This window comes from Mycobacteriales bacterium (genome assembly GCA_035550055.1).
In the GTDB taxonomy this organism is placed as follows: Bacteria; Actinomycetota; Actinomycetes; order JAFAQI01; family JAFAQI01; genus DASZTV01.
In genome coordinates, this window is the sequence record DASZRO010000120.1 from 24,994 (window position 1) to 43,469 (window position 18,476).

The 18,476-nt window shown below is 71.9% G+C and carries 22 protein-coding genes; 19 read left to right on the forward strand and 3 right to left on the reverse strand.

All coding sequences use genetic code 11. The features are described 5' to 3' along the window. The first annotated feature begins 7 nt into the window (after positions 1-7). From VG899_17190 to VG899_17200, 3 genes are read left to right on the forward strand one after another with little or no spacing between them, the layout of a single operon-like run. A complete protein-coding gene (locus tag VG899_17190) occupies positions 8-1,288 on the forward strand; it encodes an aminotransferase class I/II-fold pyridoxal phosphate-dependent enzyme (GenBank protein HWA68099.1) in 1,281 nt (426 codons plus the stop codon). Positions 1,289-1,331: 43 nt separating this feature from the next. Further along, positions 1,332-2,501 carry an NlpC/P60 family protein gene (locus tag VG899_17195; protein HWA68100.1) on the forward strand — a complete coding sequence of 390 codons (1,170 nt, stop codon included), beginning with the start codon at positions 1,332-1,334 and terminating at the stop codon, positions 2,499-2,501. Then, the gene (locus VG899_17200; GenBank protein ID HWA68101.1) at positions 2,498-3,556 is read left to right on the forward strand and encodes a D-alanine--D-alanine ligase family protein; all 1,059 of its coding nucleotides are present in this window, start codon (positions 2,498-2,500) and stop codon (positions 3,554-3,556) included. Before VG899_17195 ends, VG899_17200 begins: the two co-directional genes overlap by 4 nt. 1 nt (position 3,557) lies before the next feature. Here VG899_17200 and VG899_17205 read toward each other — a convergent pair whose 3' ends face one another. Then, positions 3,558-3,995 carry a DUF3515 family protein gene (locus VG899_17205; protein HWA68102.1) on the reverse strand — a complete coding sequence of 146 codons (438 nt, stop codon included), beginning with the start codon at positions 3,993-3,995 and terminating at the stop codon, positions 3,558-3,560. Positions 3,996-4,034: 39 nt separating this feature from the next. Next, the gene (locus VG899_17210; GenBank protein ID HWA68103.1) at positions 4,035-4,271 is read right to left on the reverse strand and encodes an Lrp/AsnC ligand binding domain-containing protein; all 237 of its coding nucleotides are present in this window, start codon (positions 4,269-4,271) and stop codon (positions 4,035-4,037) included. A 65-nt stretch (positions 4,272-4,336) separates the two neighbouring features. Here VG899_17210 and VG899_17215 point away from each other — a divergent pair, with 65 nt between their 5' ends. Genes VG899_17215 through VG899_17225 form a run of 3 tightly spaced genes read left to right on the forward strand, consistent with a single transcriptional unit; the run spans position 4,337 to position 6,528 of the window. Further along, positions 4,337-5,266 (forward strand): thiamine-phosphate kinase, encoded by a 930-nt coding sequence (locus VG899_17215; protein ID HWA68104.1) that lies wholly within the window; start codon positions 4,337-4,339, stop codon positions 5,264-5,266. Between the two features lie 9 nt (positions 5,267-5,275). Next, positions 5,276-6,073, forward strand: a complete 798-nt coding sequence (thiD, locus tag VG899_17220; GenBank protein HWA68105.1) for a bifunctional hydroxymethylpyrimidine kinase/phosphomethylpyrimidine kinase — start codon at positions 5,276-5,278, stop codon at positions 6,071-6,073. Then, entirely contained in the window at positions 6,070-6,528 is a 459-nt protein-coding gene (locus tag VG899_17225; protein HWA68106.1) for a GNAT family N-acetyltransferase, read from the forward strand. The genes thiD and VG899_17225 overlap by 4 nt, the downstream gene beginning before the upstream one ends. Here the strand turns inward: VG899_17225 and rpmB are convergent. Next, complete coding sequence (gene rpmB / locus VG899_17230) at positions 6,525-6,710, reverse strand: 50S ribosomal protein L28 (GenBank protein ID HWA68107.1); 186 nt, start codon at positions 6,708-6,710, stop codon at positions 6,525-6,527. The two genes, VG899_17225 and rpmB, sit on opposite strands and share 4 nt — an antisense overlap. A 66-nt stretch (positions 6,711-6,776) precedes the next feature. Here rpmB and recG point away from each other — a divergent pair, with 66 nt between their 5' ends. The 13 genes from recG to VG899_17295 all read left to right on the forward strand — a co-directional run bounded on the left by recG (position 6,777) and on the right by VG899_17295 (position 18,469). Beyond that, positions 6,777-8,915, forward strand: coding sequence for an ATP-dependent DNA helicase RecG (gene recG / locus VG899_17235; GenBank protein ID HWA68108.1), 2,139 nt, complete (start codon positions 6,777-6,779; stop codon positions 8,913-8,915). Beyond that, positions 8,912-9,460, forward strand: a complete 549-nt coding sequence (rsmD, locus tag VG899_17240) for a 16S rRNA (guanine(966)-N(2))-methyltransferase RsmD (protein HWA68109.1) — start codon at positions 8,912-8,914, stop codon at positions 9,458-9,460. Before recG ends, rsmD begins: the two co-directional genes overlap by 4 nt. Then, positions 9,457-9,951, forward strand: coding sequence for a pantetheine-phosphate adenylyltransferase (coaD, locus tag VG899_17245; protein HWA68110.1), 495 nt, complete (start codon positions 9,457-9,459; stop codon positions 9,949-9,951). The genes rsmD and coaD overlap by 4 nt, the downstream gene beginning before the upstream one ends. A 6-nt stretch (positions 9,952-9,957) precedes the next feature. Beyond that, complete coding sequence (locus VG899_17250) at positions 9,958-10,464, forward strand: hypothetical protein (protein ID HWA68111.1); 507 nt, start codon at positions 9,958-9,960, stop codon at positions 10,462-10,464. 22 nt (positions 10,465-10,486) lie between these two features. Further along, complete coding sequence (locus VG899_17255) at positions 10,487-11,038, forward strand: DUF177 domain-containing protein (GenBank protein HWA68112.1); 552 nt, start codon at positions 10,487-10,489, stop codon at positions 11,036-11,038. A gap of 2 nt (positions 11,039-11,040) precedes the next feature. Then, positions 11,041-11,214 (forward strand): 50S ribosomal protein L32, encoded by a 174-nt coding sequence (gene rpmF / locus VG899_17260; protein ID HWA68113.1) that lies wholly within the window; start codon positions 11,041-11,043, stop codon positions 11,212-11,214. Between the two features lie 5 nt (positions 11,215-11,219). Then, on the forward strand, positions 11,220-11,477 hold the full coding sequence (locus tag VG899_17265) for a phosphopantetheine-binding protein (protein HWA68114.1): 258 nt from the start codon (positions 11,220-11,222) through the stop codon (positions 11,475-11,477). A gap of 14 nt (positions 11,478-11,491) precedes the next feature. Beyond that, positions 11,492-12,205 (forward strand): ribonuclease III, encoded by a 714-nt coding sequence (gene rnc / locus VG899_17270; protein ID HWA68115.1) that lies wholly within the window; start codon positions 11,492-11,494, stop codon positions 12,203-12,205. Beyond that, positions 12,198-13,076 (forward strand): bifunctional DNA-formamidopyrimidine glycosylase/DNA-(apurinic or apyrimidinic site) lyase, encoded by an 879-nt coding sequence (mutM, locus tag VG899_17275; GenBank protein ID HWA68116.1) that lies wholly within the window; start codon positions 12,198-12,200, stop codon positions 13,074-13,076. The genes rnc and mutM overlap by 8 nt, the downstream gene beginning before the upstream one ends. Before the next feature lie 118 nt (positions 13,077-13,194). Then, entirely contained in the window at positions 13,195-13,413 is a 219-nt protein-coding gene (locus VG899_17280; GenBank protein HWA68117.1) for a hypothetical protein, read from the forward strand. A gap of 87 nt (positions 13,414-13,500) precedes the next feature. After that, the gene (smc, locus tag VG899_17285; protein ID HWA68118.1) at positions 13,501-17,049 is read left to right on the forward strand and encodes a chromosome segregation protein SMC; all 3,549 of its coding nucleotides are present in this window, start codon (positions 13,501-13,503) and stop codon (positions 17,047-17,049) included. Then, a complete protein-coding gene (gene ftsY, locus VG899_17290) occupies positions 17,049-18,260 on the forward strand; it encodes a signal recognition particle-docking protein FtsY (GenBank protein ID HWA68119.1) in 1,212 nt (403 codons plus the stop codon). Before smc ends, ftsY begins: the two co-directional genes overlap by 1 nt. After that, positions 18,257-18,469 carry a hypothetical protein gene (locus VG899_17295; protein ID HWA68120.1) on the forward strand — a complete coding sequence of 71 codons (213 nt, stop codon included), beginning with the start codon at positions 18,257-18,259 and terminating at the stop codon, positions 18,467-18,469. The genes ftsY and VG899_17295 overlap by 4 nt, the downstream gene beginning before the upstream one ends. Positions 18,470-18,476: the final 7 nt, after the last annotated feature.

Sequence of the window (18,476 nt, forward strand, 5' to 3'; positions counted from 1 at the left end):
CCACCACATGTCCGACCCCGAGGCCACACCCGCCGGCCACAACCTGCCGATCCTCGAGCCGGCCGACGCGGGCGGCGGTGAGGGCACCCGCGCGGTCCACGCGCCGCGACCGGACTTCAGCCGCGTCCGTGCGGTCGGCCTGCCGACGTACCGGACCAGCACGTTCGCCTTCGACACGGCGCAGGACTACGCCGACGTCCTCGGTGACAGGGCTGCCGGCTACACCTACAGCCGCATCGACAACCCCACCGCCGACGCCTTCGCCCTCGGGTTCGCCTCGCTCGAGGCCCACGGGATCGACCGCGCTGTCGCGGCGCAGCCGTTCGCCTCCGGCATGGCGGCGATCTCGACCGTGCTGCTGGCGCTGTGCGAAACCGGCTCGCACGTCGTCGCCCCGGCGGCGGTGTACGGCGGAACCTACGGCGTCATCGAGCATGTGCTTCGCCGCTTCGGGGTCACCGCGACGTTCGTCGACATGACCGACGTGTCGGCGGTGCGCGACGCCATCCAGGACCGCACGGCGCTGGTGTGGGCCGAGACGATCGCCAACCCGACCACCGCCGTGGCAGACCTGCCGGCCCTCGCCGCGATCTGTCGCGACGCAGCGATCCCGCTCTGCGTCGACTCGACCTTCGCCCCGCCCCCGGTCTGCCGGCCGCTGGCCTGGGGCGCCGATCTCGTCGTGCACTCGGCGACGAAGTACATCGGCGGCCACGGCGACGTCACCGGCGGAGTGGTCGTCGGGGACGTCGACCTCCTGACCGCGGTGCGCAAGGCACGCGTGGACCTGGGCGGCAGCCTCGCGCCCGACGAGGCCTTCCTGTTGCAGCGTGGTCTGTCAACACTTCCGCTGCGGGTCGCGCGGCACTGTGCGACTGCTGCCGCGGTCGCGTCGGCGATCGCCGACCACCCCGCCGTCGAGCGGGTGGACTACCCGGGGTTGGCCGGCCATCCGCAGCACGCGCTGGCCACGAAGCTGTTCGAAGCGGGGGCGGAGGGCACGAGGTACGGCGCGGTCGTGACGATCACGCCGAAGGGCGGCCGGGCAGCCGGCTTCGCCTTCGCCGACGCACTGCGGGTGGCGTTGATCGCGACGAGCCTCGGCGGCGTCCATTCGCTGGTCAGCCACGTCGCGTCGACCACCCACCGCCAGCTCGACGACGCCGCGTTGCTGACCGCCGGCATCCTGCCCGGCGCAGTCCGGTTCTCGATCGGGCTGGAAGACCCGCACGACCTCGTCGCCGACATCCGCCACGCGCTGGAGCACGCTCAAAGCCAGGACTTCTGACCCGGTCGACTCTACAGTTGCTCCTGTGACTCGTGGTGCCACAGTGGCTGCTGCGCTGGTCGCCGCGCTGTGCGCCAGCGGCGCCGCGGCACCGGCGTACGCCTCGCACGGGCCGGCGCCGTCGGCCGGCCAGGTCGCGCAGAGCAAGGCGACGGTCGCTGAGCGCGAGCAGCAGGTGGCGCACGCGGCGGCTGCGCTGGCGCGGGCGCAGGCGAAGTTCCAGAAGCTCAGCGACGCGGCGGAGGGAATCGTCGAGGCCTATGACGAGGCCCAGGTGAAGCTCGCCGCCGCCGAGCGCGATGCCAACACCGCGGAAAGCGTGCTCGCGGTCGCCAACGCCCAGGTCGCGAAGAGCCAGCGCTCGGTGTCCCACTTCGCCCGCGCCGCGTACGAGTCGGGTGGGTTGTCCTCGATCGACGCGGTTCTCGCACCCGGTGGCACCCGAGCCCTGGTGGGTCGGGTCGCTGCGATCGATGCGATCTCGGTCAGTCAGCACCGGACGCTGGCCAGGCTCGACGCCGCCTCGATCTATCAAGGCGTCGTCGCGAAGCAGGCGGAAAGCGTCGCCGGCAAGGCTCGCCAGGCGGCGGACGTCGCCGCGAAGGCGAAGTCGCAGGCCGAGGCAGCGGTGGCGGACCAGCAGCGGTTGCTGACCTCGTTGCACCGCAAGAAGGCCCACCTTGCCGCACTGCTCGCCGACGCCCAGACAACCGCGTCGAGGCTCGAGCGGGAGCGGCTTGCCGCGCTGGCAGCACCGCCGGCCGTGAGCGCGGCGCCGCCGTCGAGCGGGTCGAGCCCCTACGCCGGGGAGACCGGCGACCTCAGCGACACCATCTCGGCCGCCACGGGCGAGGCGGCCGTGCAGGCGGCGGAGTCCCAGATCGGCAAGCCCTACGTGTGGGGTGGCGCCGGTCCGGACTCCTTCGACTGCTCGGGCCTGGTGATGTGGTCCTACGACCAGGTCGGGGTCCACCTCCAGCACTGGACCGGCTTCCAGTGGGAAGAAGGCGCGCACGTCGCCGTGTCGGATCTGCGGCCCGGCGACCTGCTGTTCTTCGCCTACAACACGTCGGACCCCGACACCATCCATCATGTGGGCATGTACATCGGCAACGGCGAGATGGTTCAAGCGCCAGAAACCGGCGAGAACGTCGAGATCACCAGCGACGCCCGGCCGGACTTCATCGGCGCGATCCGGCCCTACCAGCAGTGACGCCTCGACTGCGGGTCGCGGTCATCTTCGGAGGGCGTAGCAGCGAGCACGCCGTCTCGTGCGTCACGGCCGGAAGCGTGTTGGCAGCCCTGGATCCGCAGCGCTACGACGTCGTACCGGTCGGCATCACGCCCGGCGGACGCTGGGTGATCGCCGACACGTCGGCGCTGGAGATGCGCGGCCGCGAGCTGCCGACGGTCGCCGCCGAGGGGTTGTCGGTGGCGATCCCGGGTGATCCGACCGCACTGCCCGACGCCCTTGGCGGCCAGATCGACGTCGCCTTCCCGCTGCTGCACGGTCCGTACGGCGAGGACGGCACGCTGCAGGGGCTGCTCGAGCTCGCCGGCATCCCGTACGTCGGCTCCGGGGTGTTCGCCTCAGCGGCCGCGATGGACAAGGCCCACATGAAGCGGTTCCTGAGTGCGGCCGGGCTGCCGGTCCCCGGCTACGTCATCGCGCGTGAAGGCCGTTCCGTCCCGGCGGAGGTGGCCGATCTGGACTGGCCGGTGTTCGTGAAGCCGGCGCGCGGCGGGTCGAGCATCGGCATCTCGCGGGTGAGCGAACAGGCCGGTCTGGCGCCGGCGCTGGCTGAGGCCTTCCGCCACGACCCGAAGGCGCTGATCGAGTCCGGGGTCGTCGGGCGGGAGATCGAGTGCGGTGTCCTGGCCGGTGCCGACGGCGGCCCGCCGGAGGCGTCGCTGCCGGCGGAGATCCGGCTGGCCGACGGCAGCGACTTCTACGACTTCGACGCGAAGTACATGCCGGACTCGGGGACTGCCTTCGACATCCCGCCGAAGCTGTCGGCGGAGCTGGTCGCGCAGATCCAGCAGGCCGCAGTCGCGGCGTTCGAGGCGCTCGACTGCGAAGGCTTGGCCCGGGTCGACTTCTTCCTCGTCGACGACGGCCGGCTGTTGGTCAACGAGGTCAACACCATGCCCGGCTTCACCCCGGTCTCGATGTTCCCCCAGATGTGGGCCGCGAGCGGAGTGAGCTACCCGCAGCTGGTGAGCCGGCTGATCGACGACGCGGTCCGTCGCGGCACCGGGCTGCGCTGAGTCAGGAAAGCGCGCTCTTCAGCGGACGCGCGAGGGCGGTCAAAAACGCCGCGTCCTGGCTGTAGTGCTTGGGCACCGTCAGCGCGACGTAGACGCGATGACGCGACAGCGGGTCCGGACGGATCGCGGTCCAGGTGACCGCATCCGCACCGACCTGCTCGTACCACTGCACGTCGTCGACCGACAGGGTCGAGGTCGAGGCCGGCCGGTAGCCGGCAGGCGCCGGCACCCCGCAGACCAGCGTGACGGGCGGTGAACCCCACGCGTGGGTCAGGGACGATCGCGGCTCGGTCTGCCGGGCGGAAAGGCCGGCGAGCGTGCCGGGAAGTGCAGCCCCGAGCCGGTCGCAGCGCTGCGCGTCCTGGCCGGCCGGATGCGGCGGCGGGAGCGTGACGGACGTCGCGGAAGAGCTGCACGCAGCCGCGGCGAGCACGGTCACGGCGCTCGCCGCGAGCAGCGTCAGCCTCAGCGCACGGCCTTACAGGTGGACGACCGGGCAGGTGAGGGTGCGGGTGATGCCCGCCACCGACTGCACCTTCGCCACCACGAGCTTGCCGAGCTCGTCCATGTCGCTGGCCTCGCTGCGAACGATGACGTCGTAGGGGCCGGTGACGTCTTCGGCTTGGGTGACGCCCTTGATCGTCGAGATCTCGGCGGCCACCGCGGCGGCCTTGCCGACCTCGGTCTGGATGAGGATGTACGCCTGGACGGTCACGCGACGACCGTACCCGAACTGAAGGGAGCGTCGTCATCTCGGTTTCTGGCTCCCCGGAGGGGTCGATCGGGCGTACCGGCGAGTTCGCGCTGATCGCCCGCGTCGTGTCGCGGCTGCGGCAAGGTCAGCAGGTCCTCGTCGGGCCAGGCGACGACGCCGCCGTCGTCACCGCGCCGGACGGCCGCGTGGTGACCACGGTCGACGTTCTCGTCGAAGACCGCCACTTCCGGCGGGACTGGTCGAGCGGGTACGACGTGGGCTGCCGCGCGGCCGCGGCAAGCCTTGCTGACGTCGTCGCGATGGGAGCGCGCCCCACCGCACTGGTGGTCGCGCTCTGCGCGCCGCCCGACCTCGACGCCGCGTGGGCGGAGGCGCTCGCCGACGGGCTGCGCGACGAGGCAGACCGGGTCGGCGCGTCGGTCGTGGGCGGCGACGTCAGCTCGGCGGCCGCCGTGTCAGTCGCGGTGACCGCGCTCGGCGACCTCGAGGGCCGAGACCCGCTGACCCGCTCCGGCGCCGCGCCGGGCGAGCGAGTGGTGCTGTTCGGCCGGCTCGGTTGGGCGGCGGCCGGCCTCGCGCTGCTCGAGGCGGGCCGGCCGAGCCATCCGCTGGCCGACGCGCACCGGCGTCCCCGTCCCGCCTACGACGAGGCACTCGCCGCGGCACGCTCGGGGCTGCTCGCGTCGCTGATCGACGTCTCCGACGGACTGGTCGCCGACCTGGGCCATCTCGCGGCGGCGTCGCAGGCCCACATCGAGCTGGCGGCGGCATCGCTTCCGGTCGCCCCTGCGGTCGCCGCCGCCGCCGCCTCCCTCGGTGTGGACCCGCTCGACTGGGTCACCACCGGGGGTGACGACCACGCGTTCGTGGGGTCGGCGCGGGGGGCGGTGCCGGACGGGGCCGTCGAGATCGGCCGGGTCGTGGCGGGACCGCCAGGAGTGAGCTTCGTCGATCGAGCGACGCCGGTCCGCGGCGGACACGAGCACTTCTCCTAGCCTCGGCGGGTGCCTACATCGCCACCGCCACGGGTGCTCACCGTCGCCGGGTCCGACTCCGGGGGTGGGGCGGGGATCCAGGCCGACTTGAAGACGATGCTTGCGCTCGGCGTACACGGCATGTCGGTGGTGACCGCGGTGACCGCCCAGGACTCCACCGGCGTTCACGGCTACTGGGAGCTGCCCGTCGAGGCCGTTCGGGCGCAGCTGGACGCCGTGATCGACGACATCGGCGTCGACGCGGTCAAGACCGGGATGCTCGCCTCTCCCGCCCTCGTCGAGGCGACGGCGCAGCGGCTGGCCGACGTCGCCGTTCCGATCGTGGTGGATCCGGTCTGCGTCTCCAAGCACGGCGACCCGCTGCTCGTCGAGTCGGCGGTCTCGGCGATCGTCACCGAGCTGCTTCCGATCGCGACCGTCGTCACGCCGAACCTGCCCGAGGTCGAGCGGTTGACCGGGCTTGCCGTCGACGACCGCGACGGGCAACGCAGGGCGGCGGAGGCGGTCCTGGCGTTGGGTGCGACGTGGGTGCTGGTCAAGGGCGGCCATCTCCCACACGGCGACGCGGTGGACCTGCTCACCGACGGGCAGACCACCCTCGAGCTGGCGGCGCAGCGCCTGGACACGGTCCACACCCACGGCACCGGCTGCACCCTCGCCTCGGCGATCGCGTCCCGGCTCGCCCTTGGCGACGACGTCCCCGCGGCAGTGACGGCCGCGAAGGACTACGTGACCGGGGCCATCGCCGCGGGGTTCCCCCTCGGTAGCGGGATCGGCCCCGTCGACCACGGCTGGCGGCATCGATGAGCGAGCTCGAGCTGCGTGAGGTCGCCTACGACTCGGCGGTCGCGGCGCAGCTCGTCGCTGCCGTGCAGGCCGAGTACGTCGCGCGCTACGGCGGCCCGGACGAGACGCCGGTCGAACCGGGGGAGTTCGCCGCTCCGCAGGGGCTGTTCCTCGTCGGCTACCTCGACGGCGTACCCGTGGCGACCGGCGGTTTCCGCCGGCACGCGCCGACGGCGGTCGAGCTCAAGCGGATGTACGTCGTGCCCGAGGCTCGCGGCAAGGGGCTGTCGCGGGTGATGCTGGCCGCCCTCGAGGACCGGGCGCGACTGGCCGGCGCACGTCGAATCGTGCTCGAGACCGGCGATCGGCAGCCGGAGGCAGTCAGCCTGTACGAGTCGTCGGGGTACGAGCGGATCCCCGGTTTCGGGCACTACGCATGCGCGCCCGAGTCGTACAGCTTCGCCAAGGACCTCTAGCGCGCGACCTTGCCGGCCTTGAGGCAGCTGGTGCACACGTTCATGCGCTTGCGCGAGCCGGAGACCATGGCGCGCACCGACTGGATGTTGGGGTTGAAACGACGACGGGTACGCCGGTGCGAGTGCGACACGTTCATGCCGAACCCGGGACCCTTGCCGCACACATCACAGACGGAAGCCACGCGAACAGGTTAGCCCGACTCGACAGCCTGACTCAATGCGTCGCATCGGGCGCTTAACCTCGCTACGTGATCGGCGAGTCGTCGCACGTCCGCGATGTCGTCACCAGCGAGAAGATCGCGGCACTGCTGGAGAAGGCGTTCGAGATCCGCACCGTCGGCGACCTGCTCCGTCACTACCCTCGCCGCTACTTCGAGCAGGGTGAGCTGACCGACCTCTCGCAGCTGCGTCCAGGCGAGCAGGCGACGCTGAAGGTTCGCGTGGTGAAGGTCGACGGCCGCCAGATCCGGCCCAAGCTGCACAAGACCGACATCACGGTCACCGACGGCACCGGGCGGCTGGTCGTGACGTTCTTCAACCGCGCGTACCTGAAGAAAACGCTGACCGAAGGCGACGAGATCGTCGTCGCCGGCGAGATCGAGACCTTCCACGGCAAGCTCCAGCTCAAGCAGCCCGACATGAACCCGGACGCGGAAGGCATGGTCGAGGCGGCCGGCAAGCTGCTGCCGATCTACCCGGCGACCAAGGCCCTGCCGACCTGGTTCCTGCGCCGCGCGATCCGCAACGCCCTCGACATGATCGAGATCCCCGAGACCCTGCCTGACGAGCTACGCGCGCAGCGCCGGCTCATGGGACGCGCCGAGGCGGTGCGAGCGATCCACTCGCCGGCCGACTTCGCCGAGCTCGCGAAGGCGAAGGACCGGCTGCGCTACGACGAGGCGTTCGTCATGCAGGTCGTGCTCGCGCAGCGACGGGTGCTGGCCGCCCTCGAGCCCGCGAAGCCCCGAACCCCACGGCCGGGCGGCCTGTTGGAGGCCTTCGACGCGTCGCTGCCGTTCACGCTGACCGCCGGGCAACGCGACGTGGGGGAGCAGCTGCTCGCCGACTTGTCCAGCGAAGTGCCGATGCATCGCCTGCTGCAAGGTGAGGTCGGCTCCGGCAAGACCGTGGTCGCCTTGCGCGCGATGCTTGCCGTGGTCGACTCGGGCGGGCAGGCCGCGCTGCTCGCGCCGACCGAGGTTCTCGCCCAGCAGCACGCCCGTTCGATCGACGCTCTGCTCGGACCTCTGGGCCGCGGCGGTCAGCTCGACGCCGCCGACGGCGCGACGAAGGTGGCGCTGGTCACCGGGTCGATGAGTGCGGCCGCGCGACGCAGCACGCTGCTCGACATCGGCGTCGGCGACGCCGGGATCGTCATCGGCACCCACGCGCTGCTCGAGAACACGGTGCAGTTCTTCGATCTCGGCCTGGTCGTCGTCGACGAGCAGCATCGATTCGGTGTCGAGCAGCGCGACGCGCTGCGCAGCAAGGCGGACACCCCTCCGCACGTGCTCGTGATGACGGCGACGCCGATCCCGCGGACGGTCGCGATGACGGTGTACGGCGATCTGGCGACCTCGACCCTCACCGAGCTGCCCGCGGGTCGCCAGCCGATCTCGACCACCGTGGTGCCGACCGCGGACAAGCCGGGCTGGATCGAACGCGTGTGGCAGCGGGCGCGTGAGGAGATCGACGCCGGCCGGCAGGTCTACGTCGTGTGTCCGCGCATCGACGCCGACGACGAGGCGGTCGCCGACACCGATGAGGGCTGGGGGGCCACGGCGACCGTCGTGGAGGTGGCGGCGAGCCTGGCTGCCGGACCACTCGCGGGAGTCGGCATCGACATCCTGCACGGGCGGATGCCGGCGGAGGCCAAAGACGACGTCATGCGCCGGTTCGCCGCCGGCCGGGTCGACGTACTGGTCGCGACCACGGTCATCGAGGTCGGTGTCGACGTCCCCAACGCGACCCTGATGGTCGTCCTCGACGCCGACCGGTTCGGGATCTCCCAGCTCCACCAGCTCCGCGGCCGGATCGGCCGCGGCGGTCACGCCGGAGTGTGCCTGCTCGTGACAGCAGCGCCGGCCGATGCGCCGTCGCGTGAGCGTCTGGATGGCGTCGCGGCGACCGTCGACGGCTTCGAGCTGGCCCGACTCGACCTCGAGCAACGGCGGGAGGGTGACGTGCTCGGGCAGTCGCAGTCGGGCCGCCGCTCGAAGCTCAAGCTGCTGCGGTTGTTGCGCGACGAGGGCGTGATCGACACCGCCCGGGTCGACGCCGGCGGGGTGGTGGCTCACGATCCGGCCCTCGAGCGCCACCCGGCACTGCGCGCCGAGGTCGAGGCGCTCGCCGCCGACGAGCGTGCCGACTACCTGGGCAAGACGTGACGCGGCTGATCGCCGGCGCCGCCGGGGGACGGCGGCTGGCCACCCCCACGGGCCGCGGCACCCGGCCGACGTCGGATCGAGTGCGGGAGGGCCTGTTCTCCGCCCTCGAAGCGCTGCGTGGCGGCCTGGCGGGCGCGGCGTTCCTCGACCTGTACGCCGGCTCCGGGGCGGTCGGCCTGGAGGCCGCGAGCCGCGGCGCGACGCGGGTGGTCATGGTCGAACGTGACCCGTCCGCGCTGAAGGTCATCCGGTCCAACGCCGAGGGACTACAGGTGAGCGGCGTGACGGTCGTCGGGGCGGCGGTGACCAAGTTCCTGGCCGGGCCGCCGAGCCCGTACGACATCGTCTTCCTGGATCCGCCGTACGCCGACCCGGTCGACGCGACGCTGGCCGCATTGGCCGGTGGCGGGTGGCTGTCCGAAGGCGCCCTGGTCTGCGTCGAACGGGCCACGCGCGAGGCGGGCGTGACCTGGCCCGACGGCCTGGACGCGCTCCGGTCGCGCAGGTACGGCGACACGACCCTCTGCTACGGTCGCGCCTCATGAGACGGGCGGTATGTCCGGGCTCCTTCGATCCCATCACCAACGGCCACCTCGATGTGATCGCCCGGGCGAGTGCGCTGTTCGACGAGATCATCGTCGTGGTCGGCGTCAACGTGTCGAAGAACCGGCTGTTCGAGCCCGACGAGCGACTCGAGCTGATCCGGGCCGCGACCGCGCACCTGCCCAACGTCACGGTCGACACCTTCCGGGGCCTGCTCGTCGACTTCTGCGTCGCGCACGACGTCAAGGTGATCGTCAAAGGCCTGCGTGCGGTCAGCGACTTCGACTACGAGCTCCAGATGGGCCAGATGAACCATTCGCTGGCCAAGGTCGACACGTTGTTCATGCCTGCCGACCCGCATTACAGTTTTCTTTCGTCGAGCCTCGTGAAAGAGGTTGCGACATATGGCGGGGACGTATCGAAGCTGGTGCCGGAACCCGTCCTGCGCCGGCTCGAGCAGCGGCTCGCCGTACGGCCAGAGAGCGAGGCATAACTCAGCGTGGGCATCTCCGAGAAGCTCGACGAGTTCGTGGCGATGGTCGAGAACGCTCGTGCCATGCCGATGTCCGCGTCGTGCATCGTCAACCGCAACGAGATGCTCGAAGCGGTCGAGGAGCTCCGCAAGGCGCTGCCCGAGGAGCTGCGCAAGGCCCGCAGCCTGCTGCGCGACCGCGCCGCGGTGATCGAGGAGGGTCGCGCCGAGGCGAGCGTGATCCTCGCGGAGGCCGAGTCGGAGCGGGCACGGCTGGTGTCGCGCACCGAGGTCGTCAAGGAGGCGACGCGCGAGGCGGAGCGGCTCGTGGCCGCCGCCAACGCCGAGTCCGACCGCATGCGGCGCGAGGTCGACGACTACGTCGACGGCAAGCTGGCGAACTTCGAAATCGTGCTCAACCGCACGCTGCACGCCGTCGAGCACGGTCGCAACAAGATCAACGGGCGTCACGAGCTCGAAGCGCTCGCGGACACCGACGACGACGAGGACCTGGAGCCGCTCCCGGGCGCCTGAGCGCTGGGTAGCCTTTTCAGGCGTGAAGAGTGCGTTCCGCTACGACACTCGCCAGCTCGGCCGCCGGGCCGGCTCGATGCGGGAGGAGCGGATCGAGGCGCTCGCGCCGGCCGGGTGGGGGCTCGACCTGGTCAGTGTGGCCGCCGGTACGCCGATCGTCATCGACGCCAGGTTCGAAGCCGTCATGGACGGGGTTCTCGTCACGGCGACCGTGGAGCTGCCGGTCGCCGCTGAGTGCGGACGCTGCCTCGACCCGGTCGAGCTGCGGCTGGCCGTCCCCGTCCAGGAGCTGTACGCCTACCAGCCGGATCCCGACGACGACGAGGCCCTCACGCTCGACGGAGACATCCTTGACCTGGAGCCGGTCGTGCGCGATGCCGTCGTCCTCGAGCTGCCGATGAACCCGCTCTGCGATCCGGACTGTGAAGGGCTGTGCCCGACCTGTGGGGCGCGGATGGCCGAGGTGGCGCCGGGGCACTCGCACGACGAAGTTGACCCGAGATGGGCAGCCCTTGCACTCTTGAAGGAGCCGGACGACGAGGCCGGCACGAGAAGAATCAACGAGGAGACCTGATCGTGGCCGTTCCCAAGCGCCGTATGTCGCGCAGCAACACGCGCTCGCGTCGCTCGCAGTGGAAGGCCAGCGCGCCGTCCCTCGTGAGCTGCTCGCGCTGCCGTCAGCCGAAGCTGCCGCACACCGCCTGCTCGGTGTGCGGCACCTACAACGACCGTCAGGTCGTCGCCGTCTGACCGAGGTGACCTCGCCTCGGTTGTCCGCCACGGTGCGCTCGGCCGTCGCGCTGGTCTGCAGCGTGGACCCGGCGTCCTTGGACGCCCAGACCACGCTGGCGCAGCTCGACGCCGACTCCCTCGTGCGCGTGGGCATCGCCGACGTCGTCGAGGCCGAGCTGGCCCGTGACGGGATCGTCGTCCACATCGACGACGCGACGCTCGGCCGGGTGATGACCCTCGGCGAGCTCGACGCCTATCTCGCCGACCATCGCAGTGCCTGAAGGTCACCGCGGCGATGCCTGAGGGCGACAGCGTCGACGGCCTGATCGAGGCGCTCGGCGGCGACGTGGACGCCGACCTGGTCGAGCTGTCGGTGACCCACCGCTCCTACGCCTACGAGAACGGCGGCCTCCCGACCAACGAGCGACTCGAGTTCCTCGGGGACTCGGTGCTCGGCATCGTCGTGACCGAGGAGCTCTACCGCCGGTTTCCCGATCTGCCCGAAGGCCAGCTGGCCAAGCTGCGCGCCGCGGTCGTCAACGCCCGCGCGCTGGCCGGGGTCGGCCGGGCGATCGGCCTCGGCGCCTACCTCAAGCTCGGCCGCGGTGAGGAGACGACCGGCGGCCGGGACAAGTCCTCGATCCTCGCCGACGCCCTCGAAGCGGTGATAGGTGCCTATTACCTCGACCGGGGCCTCGAGGCCTCGCGTGCGCTCGTGCTGGGGTTGTTCGCCTCGGCGCTCGAGGACGCCGCGGGGCTCGGCGCGGGACTGGACTGGAAGACCTCGCTGCAGGAGCTCGGCGCCGAGCGCGGCATCGGGGCGCCGGAGTACGCCGTCGAGGAGAGCGGCCCGGACCACGCGAAGTCCTTCCGGGCAACGGTGCTGCTCGCCGGCGAGCCGGCCGGCGAGGGCGTCGGCAACAGCAAGAAGGAAGCCGAGCAGCGCGCCGCCGAGCAGGCCTGGACCGCGCTCAGCGCCGCCGACTCCGGCTCCGACACCAGTGCCTGAGCTGCCCGAGGTCGAAACCGTTCGACGTGGTCTGGAGAAATGGGTCGTCGGGCGACGGATTGCCGAGGTCGAGGTCTTCGGCGAGCGCACCCTGCGCCGCCACGTTGCCGGCGAGCACGACTTCGTCGCCCGGCTGACCGGACGCCGGGTGATCGCCGCACGTCGCCGCGGGAAGTACCTGTGGTTGCCGTTGGACGACGCCACCAACCTGCTCGCCCACCTCGGGATGTCCGGTCAGTTCCTCTCGGTGGCGCCGCAGGAACCGCCCAACCGCCACCTGCGTGCCCGGTGGCGGTTCGACGACGGCGGCGCCGAGCTGCGGTTCTGCGACCAGCGCACGTTCGGGGGCCTCGCGCTGGCCGACGAACGCCTCACGCCTGACGGCGTCCCGGCCGTGCTCGCGCACGTCGCGCCCGACCCGCTCGAGCCGGCCTTCGACGCGGCCCGGTTCAGTGCCAGGCTGCGCCGCCGCCACACCGGGATCAAGCGGGCCCTGCTCGACCAGACGCTGATCTCGGGCATCGGCAACATCTACGCCGACGAAGCCCTGTGGCGGGCCCGGCTGCACTTCGAACGGCCGACGAACCGGCTGCGGCCGGCCGACGTCGGCCGGTTGCTCGACGCGGTCGAGGAGGTGCTGCGGGCGGCGATCGCCGCGGGTGGCACCTCCTTCGACGCGCTCTACGTGGCGGTCAACGGGGAAAGTGGCTGGTTCGACCGCTCGCTGGAGGCCTACGGCCGGGACGGCCGGCCCTGCTCGCGCTGCGGCACGCCGATCGTGCGGGTGAGCTTCACCAACCGTTCGTCGTACTTCTGCCCGCGATGCCAGCGGCCGCCGCTTGACCGGCGCAGCGGGGAGCGTCACACTTGATATGTCGCGCCGAGATATGGACGCGGCCTACTCAGCAACGTTGTCGGGGATCCGGCGCGGGTTCGGTCCTGCCCGGCTGGCGAGTCCGACATGTCCTCACCGTGGAGGATCGGCAAGGATGGCAAAAGCCCTCATGGGTCACGTCGGGACGGGTCTCGACGTCCGTATGGCTTCTGAGCTGAAGCGACTTCGGGACCGGGTTCGCGACCTCGAGCACGAGGTGATTCGGCTGCGTGCCGAGAACGCCGAGCTGTCCACGATCGCTCGGGTCGACGAGGAGATCATGCGGCTCACCGTGGGCGAGCAGGCCCGCGACCACGAGCCCGCGCTCACCTAGTTCAGCTTGCGGTTGTTTGCCCTCGACTTGGGCTAGCGTTGCCAGCGGTCTTCCCCGACTGACCGCCTCGACCCGGGAGTCTCACGGGTGCATCTTGCGAGCTTGACCCTCCGCGGGTTCAAGTCCTTCGCGTCCTCGACCACGCTGCGGTTCGAACCCGGCGTCACGGCCATCGTCGGTCCGAACGGCTCCGGCAAGTCCAACGTCGTCGACGCGATCGCTTGGGTGCTCGGCGAGCAAGGGGCGAAGTCGCTGCGCGGCGGGAAGATGGAAGACGTCATCTTCGCCGGTACGGCGGGCCGGCCGGCGCTCGGCCGCGCCGAGGTCTTGCTGACGATCGACAACACCGACGGCGCGCTGCCGATCGACTTCACCGAGGTGACGCTGTCGCGGATCATGTTCCGCAACGGCGGCTCCGAGTACGCGATCAACGGCTCCCCGTGCCGGCTCCTCGACATCCAAGAGCTGCTCTCCGACTCGGGCATCGGTCGCGAGATGCACGTCATCGTCGGGCAGGGCCAGCTCGACGCCGTCCTGTCGGCCACCCCCGAGGAGCGGCGCGGCTTCATCGAGGAAGCGGCGGGCGTCCTCAAGCATCGCAAGCGCAAGGAGAAGGCGCTTCGCAAGCTCGACGCGATGCAGGTCAACCTCAACCGGCTGACCGATCTCACCGCCGAGCTGCGCCGCCAGCTCAAGCCGCTCGGCCAGCAGGCCGATGTCGCGCGACGCGCTTCGGTGATCCAAGCCGACCTGCGAGACGCCCGGCTGCGGCTGCTCGCCGACGACCTGTCGACGATGCGCGGCGCCTTCGAGGCCGAGGTCGCCGACGAGGCAGCGCTGCTCGCCCGGCGAGCCGCGGCGGAGGCCGCGCTCGCCGACGCGTCGGTGCGCGAGCAGCAGCTGGACGCGACCCTGGCCGAGCAGACGCCGCAGCTGGCTCGGGCTCAGGAGACGTGGTATCGGCTGTCCAGCCTGCGGGAACGGATGCGCGGCACGGCCTCGCTGGCTGCGGAGCGTCAGCGCAACAGCGCCATCGCGGTCGATCTCGGCACGGGTGGCAGGGACCCGATGGCGTGGCAGGCGGAGATCGACCAGCTGAAGGCCGAGGGCAACGAGGTCGAGGAGGCGCTCGCGGCCGACCGCGAACGGCTCGCTGCCGTCGAGGCCGAGCGCATGCAGCTCGAAGCCTCGCTCAGCGCCCAGGAGCAGGCGCTCGCCGCGGCGCGGCAGGCACTGGCCGACCGTCGCGAGGGCCGGGTCCGGCTACAGGGCGAGGTGACCGCGCTGCGCACCCGGGCGCAGGCCGCCGAAGACGAGATCGGGCGGCTCTCGGCGTCGTGGGAGGCCGCGCAGGAGCGTGCCGCGAAGGCGGCCGCGGAGTTCGCGGCGCTCGAGAGCGAAGTGGCAGGTCTCGACGCGGGCGAGGTGGACCTCGACGCGGCCCACGAGGCGGCCGCCGCGGCGCTCGCCAGCGCCGAGGAGAGCCTCGCGGCGCTTCAGGAAGAGGAGCGTGAGGTCGAGCGGCAGCGAAGCGCCGCCGCGGCGCGGCGCGACGCGCTCGCCCTCGGGCTGGACCGCAAGGACGGCGCGGGTGCGCTCGTCGCGGCCAAGGATCGCCTCCATGGCGTACTCGGCACGGTGGCCGACCTGGTTCGGGTGGCGGCGGGCTACGAGGTCGCCGTGGCGGCCGCGCTCGGCGCGGCGGCGGACGCGGTCGCGGTGCGAAGCATCGCCGACGCTGCGGCGGCGATCGCATTCCTCAAGGGCGAGGACGGCGGGCGCGCCGGGATGCTCGTCGGCGGCCTCGACGCGGACACCGACATCACCGTGGACGTCCCCGACGGGGCCCGCGCCGCGCTGGACGTCGTCCACGCCGACGTCACCTTGCTGGGCGCGCTCGCCCGGCTGCTCGCCGACACGGTCGTGGTCGCCGACGCGGCAGAGGCGCAGCGGGTGGTCGGCGCACAACCGCGGCTGCGCGCGGTCACCCGCGACGGCGACGTCTTCGGCGCGGGGTGGTCCGCCGGCGGCTCGAGCTCCGCGCCCTCCCTGCTGGAGGTCCGAGCGGCCCACAGCGAGGCCGAGCAGCTGCTCGGCGAGCTCTCGCGCCGCGGCGACCAGCTGCGTTTCGCGCTGTCGGGCGCGATCGAGGAGGTCGCGGCGCGCCGCGACGACCTCGAGGTGGCGGTGAACGCCCTCCACGAGTCCGACGCGAGGCTCGCCGCCGTCGCCGAACGGCTCGGTCAGCTCGGTGCCGCCGCCCGCGCCACTGCGGGCGAGAGCGAGCGGCTCGCCCGGGCGGTCGAGGAGGCGTCGCAGGCCCGCGACCGCGATCTGGCCGGGTTGAGCGCGCTGGAGGAGCGGCTCGCCGCGGCCGAGGCGACGCCGGAGGAGGCGACGCCCGACGAGGGCGAGCGCGACCGCGTCGCGGAGCTCGTCGTGGCGACCCGCGCCCGCGAGCTCGAGGCCCGGCTCGCGGTGCGCACCGACGAGGAACGCCGATCGGCACTCGCCGCGCGGGTGGTCGCCCTCGAGACCGCCGCGGAGGCGGAGCGTGCGGCCCGGGAGCGGGCGGCCGAGCTGGTACGCCGCCGGGCTCGGGAGGCCGTCGTCGCCGCCGCGGTGTCCGCCGTCGCGCGGCAGGCGCTCGACGCCCTGGAACGATCCCTCGACGCGGCAGCGGCACAGCGCGCGGCCATCGAGCAGCAGCGAACGGTCACCGAGGGCGAGCTGTTGGCGGTGCGCTCGACGGTGCGCGACCTGTCCGGCGATCTCGAGACGCTGACCGGCGCGGTGCACCGCGACGAGGTCGCGCGCGCCGAACAGCGAATGCGCATCGAGGCGCTCGAGGCCAAGGTCGTCGAGGAGTTCGCGGTCGAAGCGGAGACGCTGCTCGCCGAGTACGGGCCCGACGTCGCGGTGCCGCCGTCGGCAGACGCTCCCGAGGGCGCAGTTGCCATTCCTTACGACCGGGCGGTGCAGGAGAAGCGCTGGAAGGCCGCCGAGCGTGCGCTGGCGCTGCTCGGGAAGGTCAACCCGCTCGCGCTCGAGGAGTTTGCGGCGCTCGAGGAGCGGCACAAGTTCCTCTCCGACCAGCTCGAGGACCTCAAGGCGTCGCGACGCGACCTGCTCGTGGTCGTCAAGGAGGTCGACGACCGGGTCGAGCAGGTGTTCCGAGAGGCCTACGAAGACGTCGCTCGCGAGTTCGAGACCGTCTTCGCCACCTTGTTCCCCGGCGGGTCGGGGCGGTTGGTGCGGACCGACCCGAACGACTGGCTGCTGACCGGAGTCGACGTCGAGGCGCGCCCGCCGGGCAAGAAGGTCAAGCGGTTGTCGCTGCTGTCCGGCGGCGAGCGTTCGCTCACCGCGATCGCGCTGCTGGTGGCGATCTTCCGGGCACGTCCCTCACCGTTCTACGTGCTCGACGAGGTCGAGGCGGCACTCGACGACCGCAACCTGCTGCGCCTCGTCGGACTGCTCACCGAGCTGAAATCGACCTCCCAGCTGATCGTCGTGACGCACCAGAAGCGCACGATGGAGGTTGCCAACGCCCTCTACGGCGTCTCGATGCGCGGCGACGGGATCACCGAGGTGATCAGTCAGCGGCTGCGTGAACCCGAACCGGAGCCCGTCTGATGGTTTTTCTGATCGTCGGCATCGTCGTAGCGGTCCTGCTCGTCGGTGCCGTGCTCGGCCTTGTCCTCGCACCGTCGCGCAGACGTGCCCGCGGCGCCTCGCTCCCGCCGGTGCCGCCGGCCACGATCGACGCACCTGCGCCGGCTGCGCCGGTCCCACCACAGCCGGCGCCGCCCGCGCCGGCTTCGCCGCCAGCCCCGCCCACGGCGCCGCCGGCCGAGCAGGTCGTCGAGGCGCCGCCGCCAGCGGCCCCGCCAGCGGCCCCGCCGCCCACCGTCGAGGTCCCCGAGCCGTCCGCCGGGCGGCTGGTCAGACTCCGGGGCCGGCTCTCCGGCTCGCAGACCACGCTCGGCCGGGGACTGCTCGCCCTGCTCTCGCGCGACGCGATCGACGACGAGGTGTGGGAAGAGCTCGAAGACACCCTGCTCAGCGCCGACGTCGGGCTCGCGGCCACCAACGAGATCGTCGGCGCGTTGCGGGAGCGGGTGCGCATCCAGGGAACCCGTTCCGCCGAGGACGTCCGCGGCATGCTGCGGGAGGTGCTGCTCGCGGTCATCGGTGCGGACACCGACCGTGCACTCCGGACGGCGGCACACGACGGTCGTCCCGCCGTCGTACTGGTGGTCGGCGTGAACGGAACCGGCAAGACCACGACCTGCGGCAAGCTGGCACGCGTCATCGTCGGCGACGGCGGCAGCGTCCTGCTCGGCGCCGCGGACACCTTCCGCGCGGCGGCGGCCGATCAGCTGTCGACCTGGGCCGAACGCGTCGGCGCGTCGGTGGTGCGCGGCCCCGAGGGCGCCGACCCGGCGAGCGTGGCCTTCGACGCGGTGCACGACGGTGCGGAGCGCGGTGTCGACACGGTCGTGATCGACACGGCCGGCCGGCTGCACACCAAGGCCGGCCTGATGGACGAGCTCGGCAAGGTAAAGCGCGTCGTCGAACGGCAGGGCCCGGTCGACGAGGTCCTGCTGGTGCTCGACGCCACGACCGGCCAGAACGGACTCGTGCAAGCCCGGGTGTTCGGCGAAGTGGTCGACGTCACCGGCATCGTGCTCACCAAGCTCGACGGCACGGCGAAGGGCGGCATCGTGATCGCCGTCCAGCGCGAGCTCGGCGTACCGGTGAAGCTCGTCGGGCTCGGCGAGGGCCCCGACGACCTCGCGCCGTTCGATCCGGCGGTGTTCGTGGACGCGATGTTGGGCGCTTGACGGTGCCGGGTCTGTTCGGCGAACCCGTCGCCGTGACCTACGTCGATCCCGACAACAACGAGATCGTCACGAGCTGGGGCACGTCCGTCCTGCCCCGCTGTGGGGAGAACGTGCGCATCGCCGGGGTGCCCTACCTCGTGGAGCGCGTCGGCTACGACCTGCCGAAGGACAAGGTCGAACGAATCTGGATCGTCGTACGACCCGCTTGATCTGAAG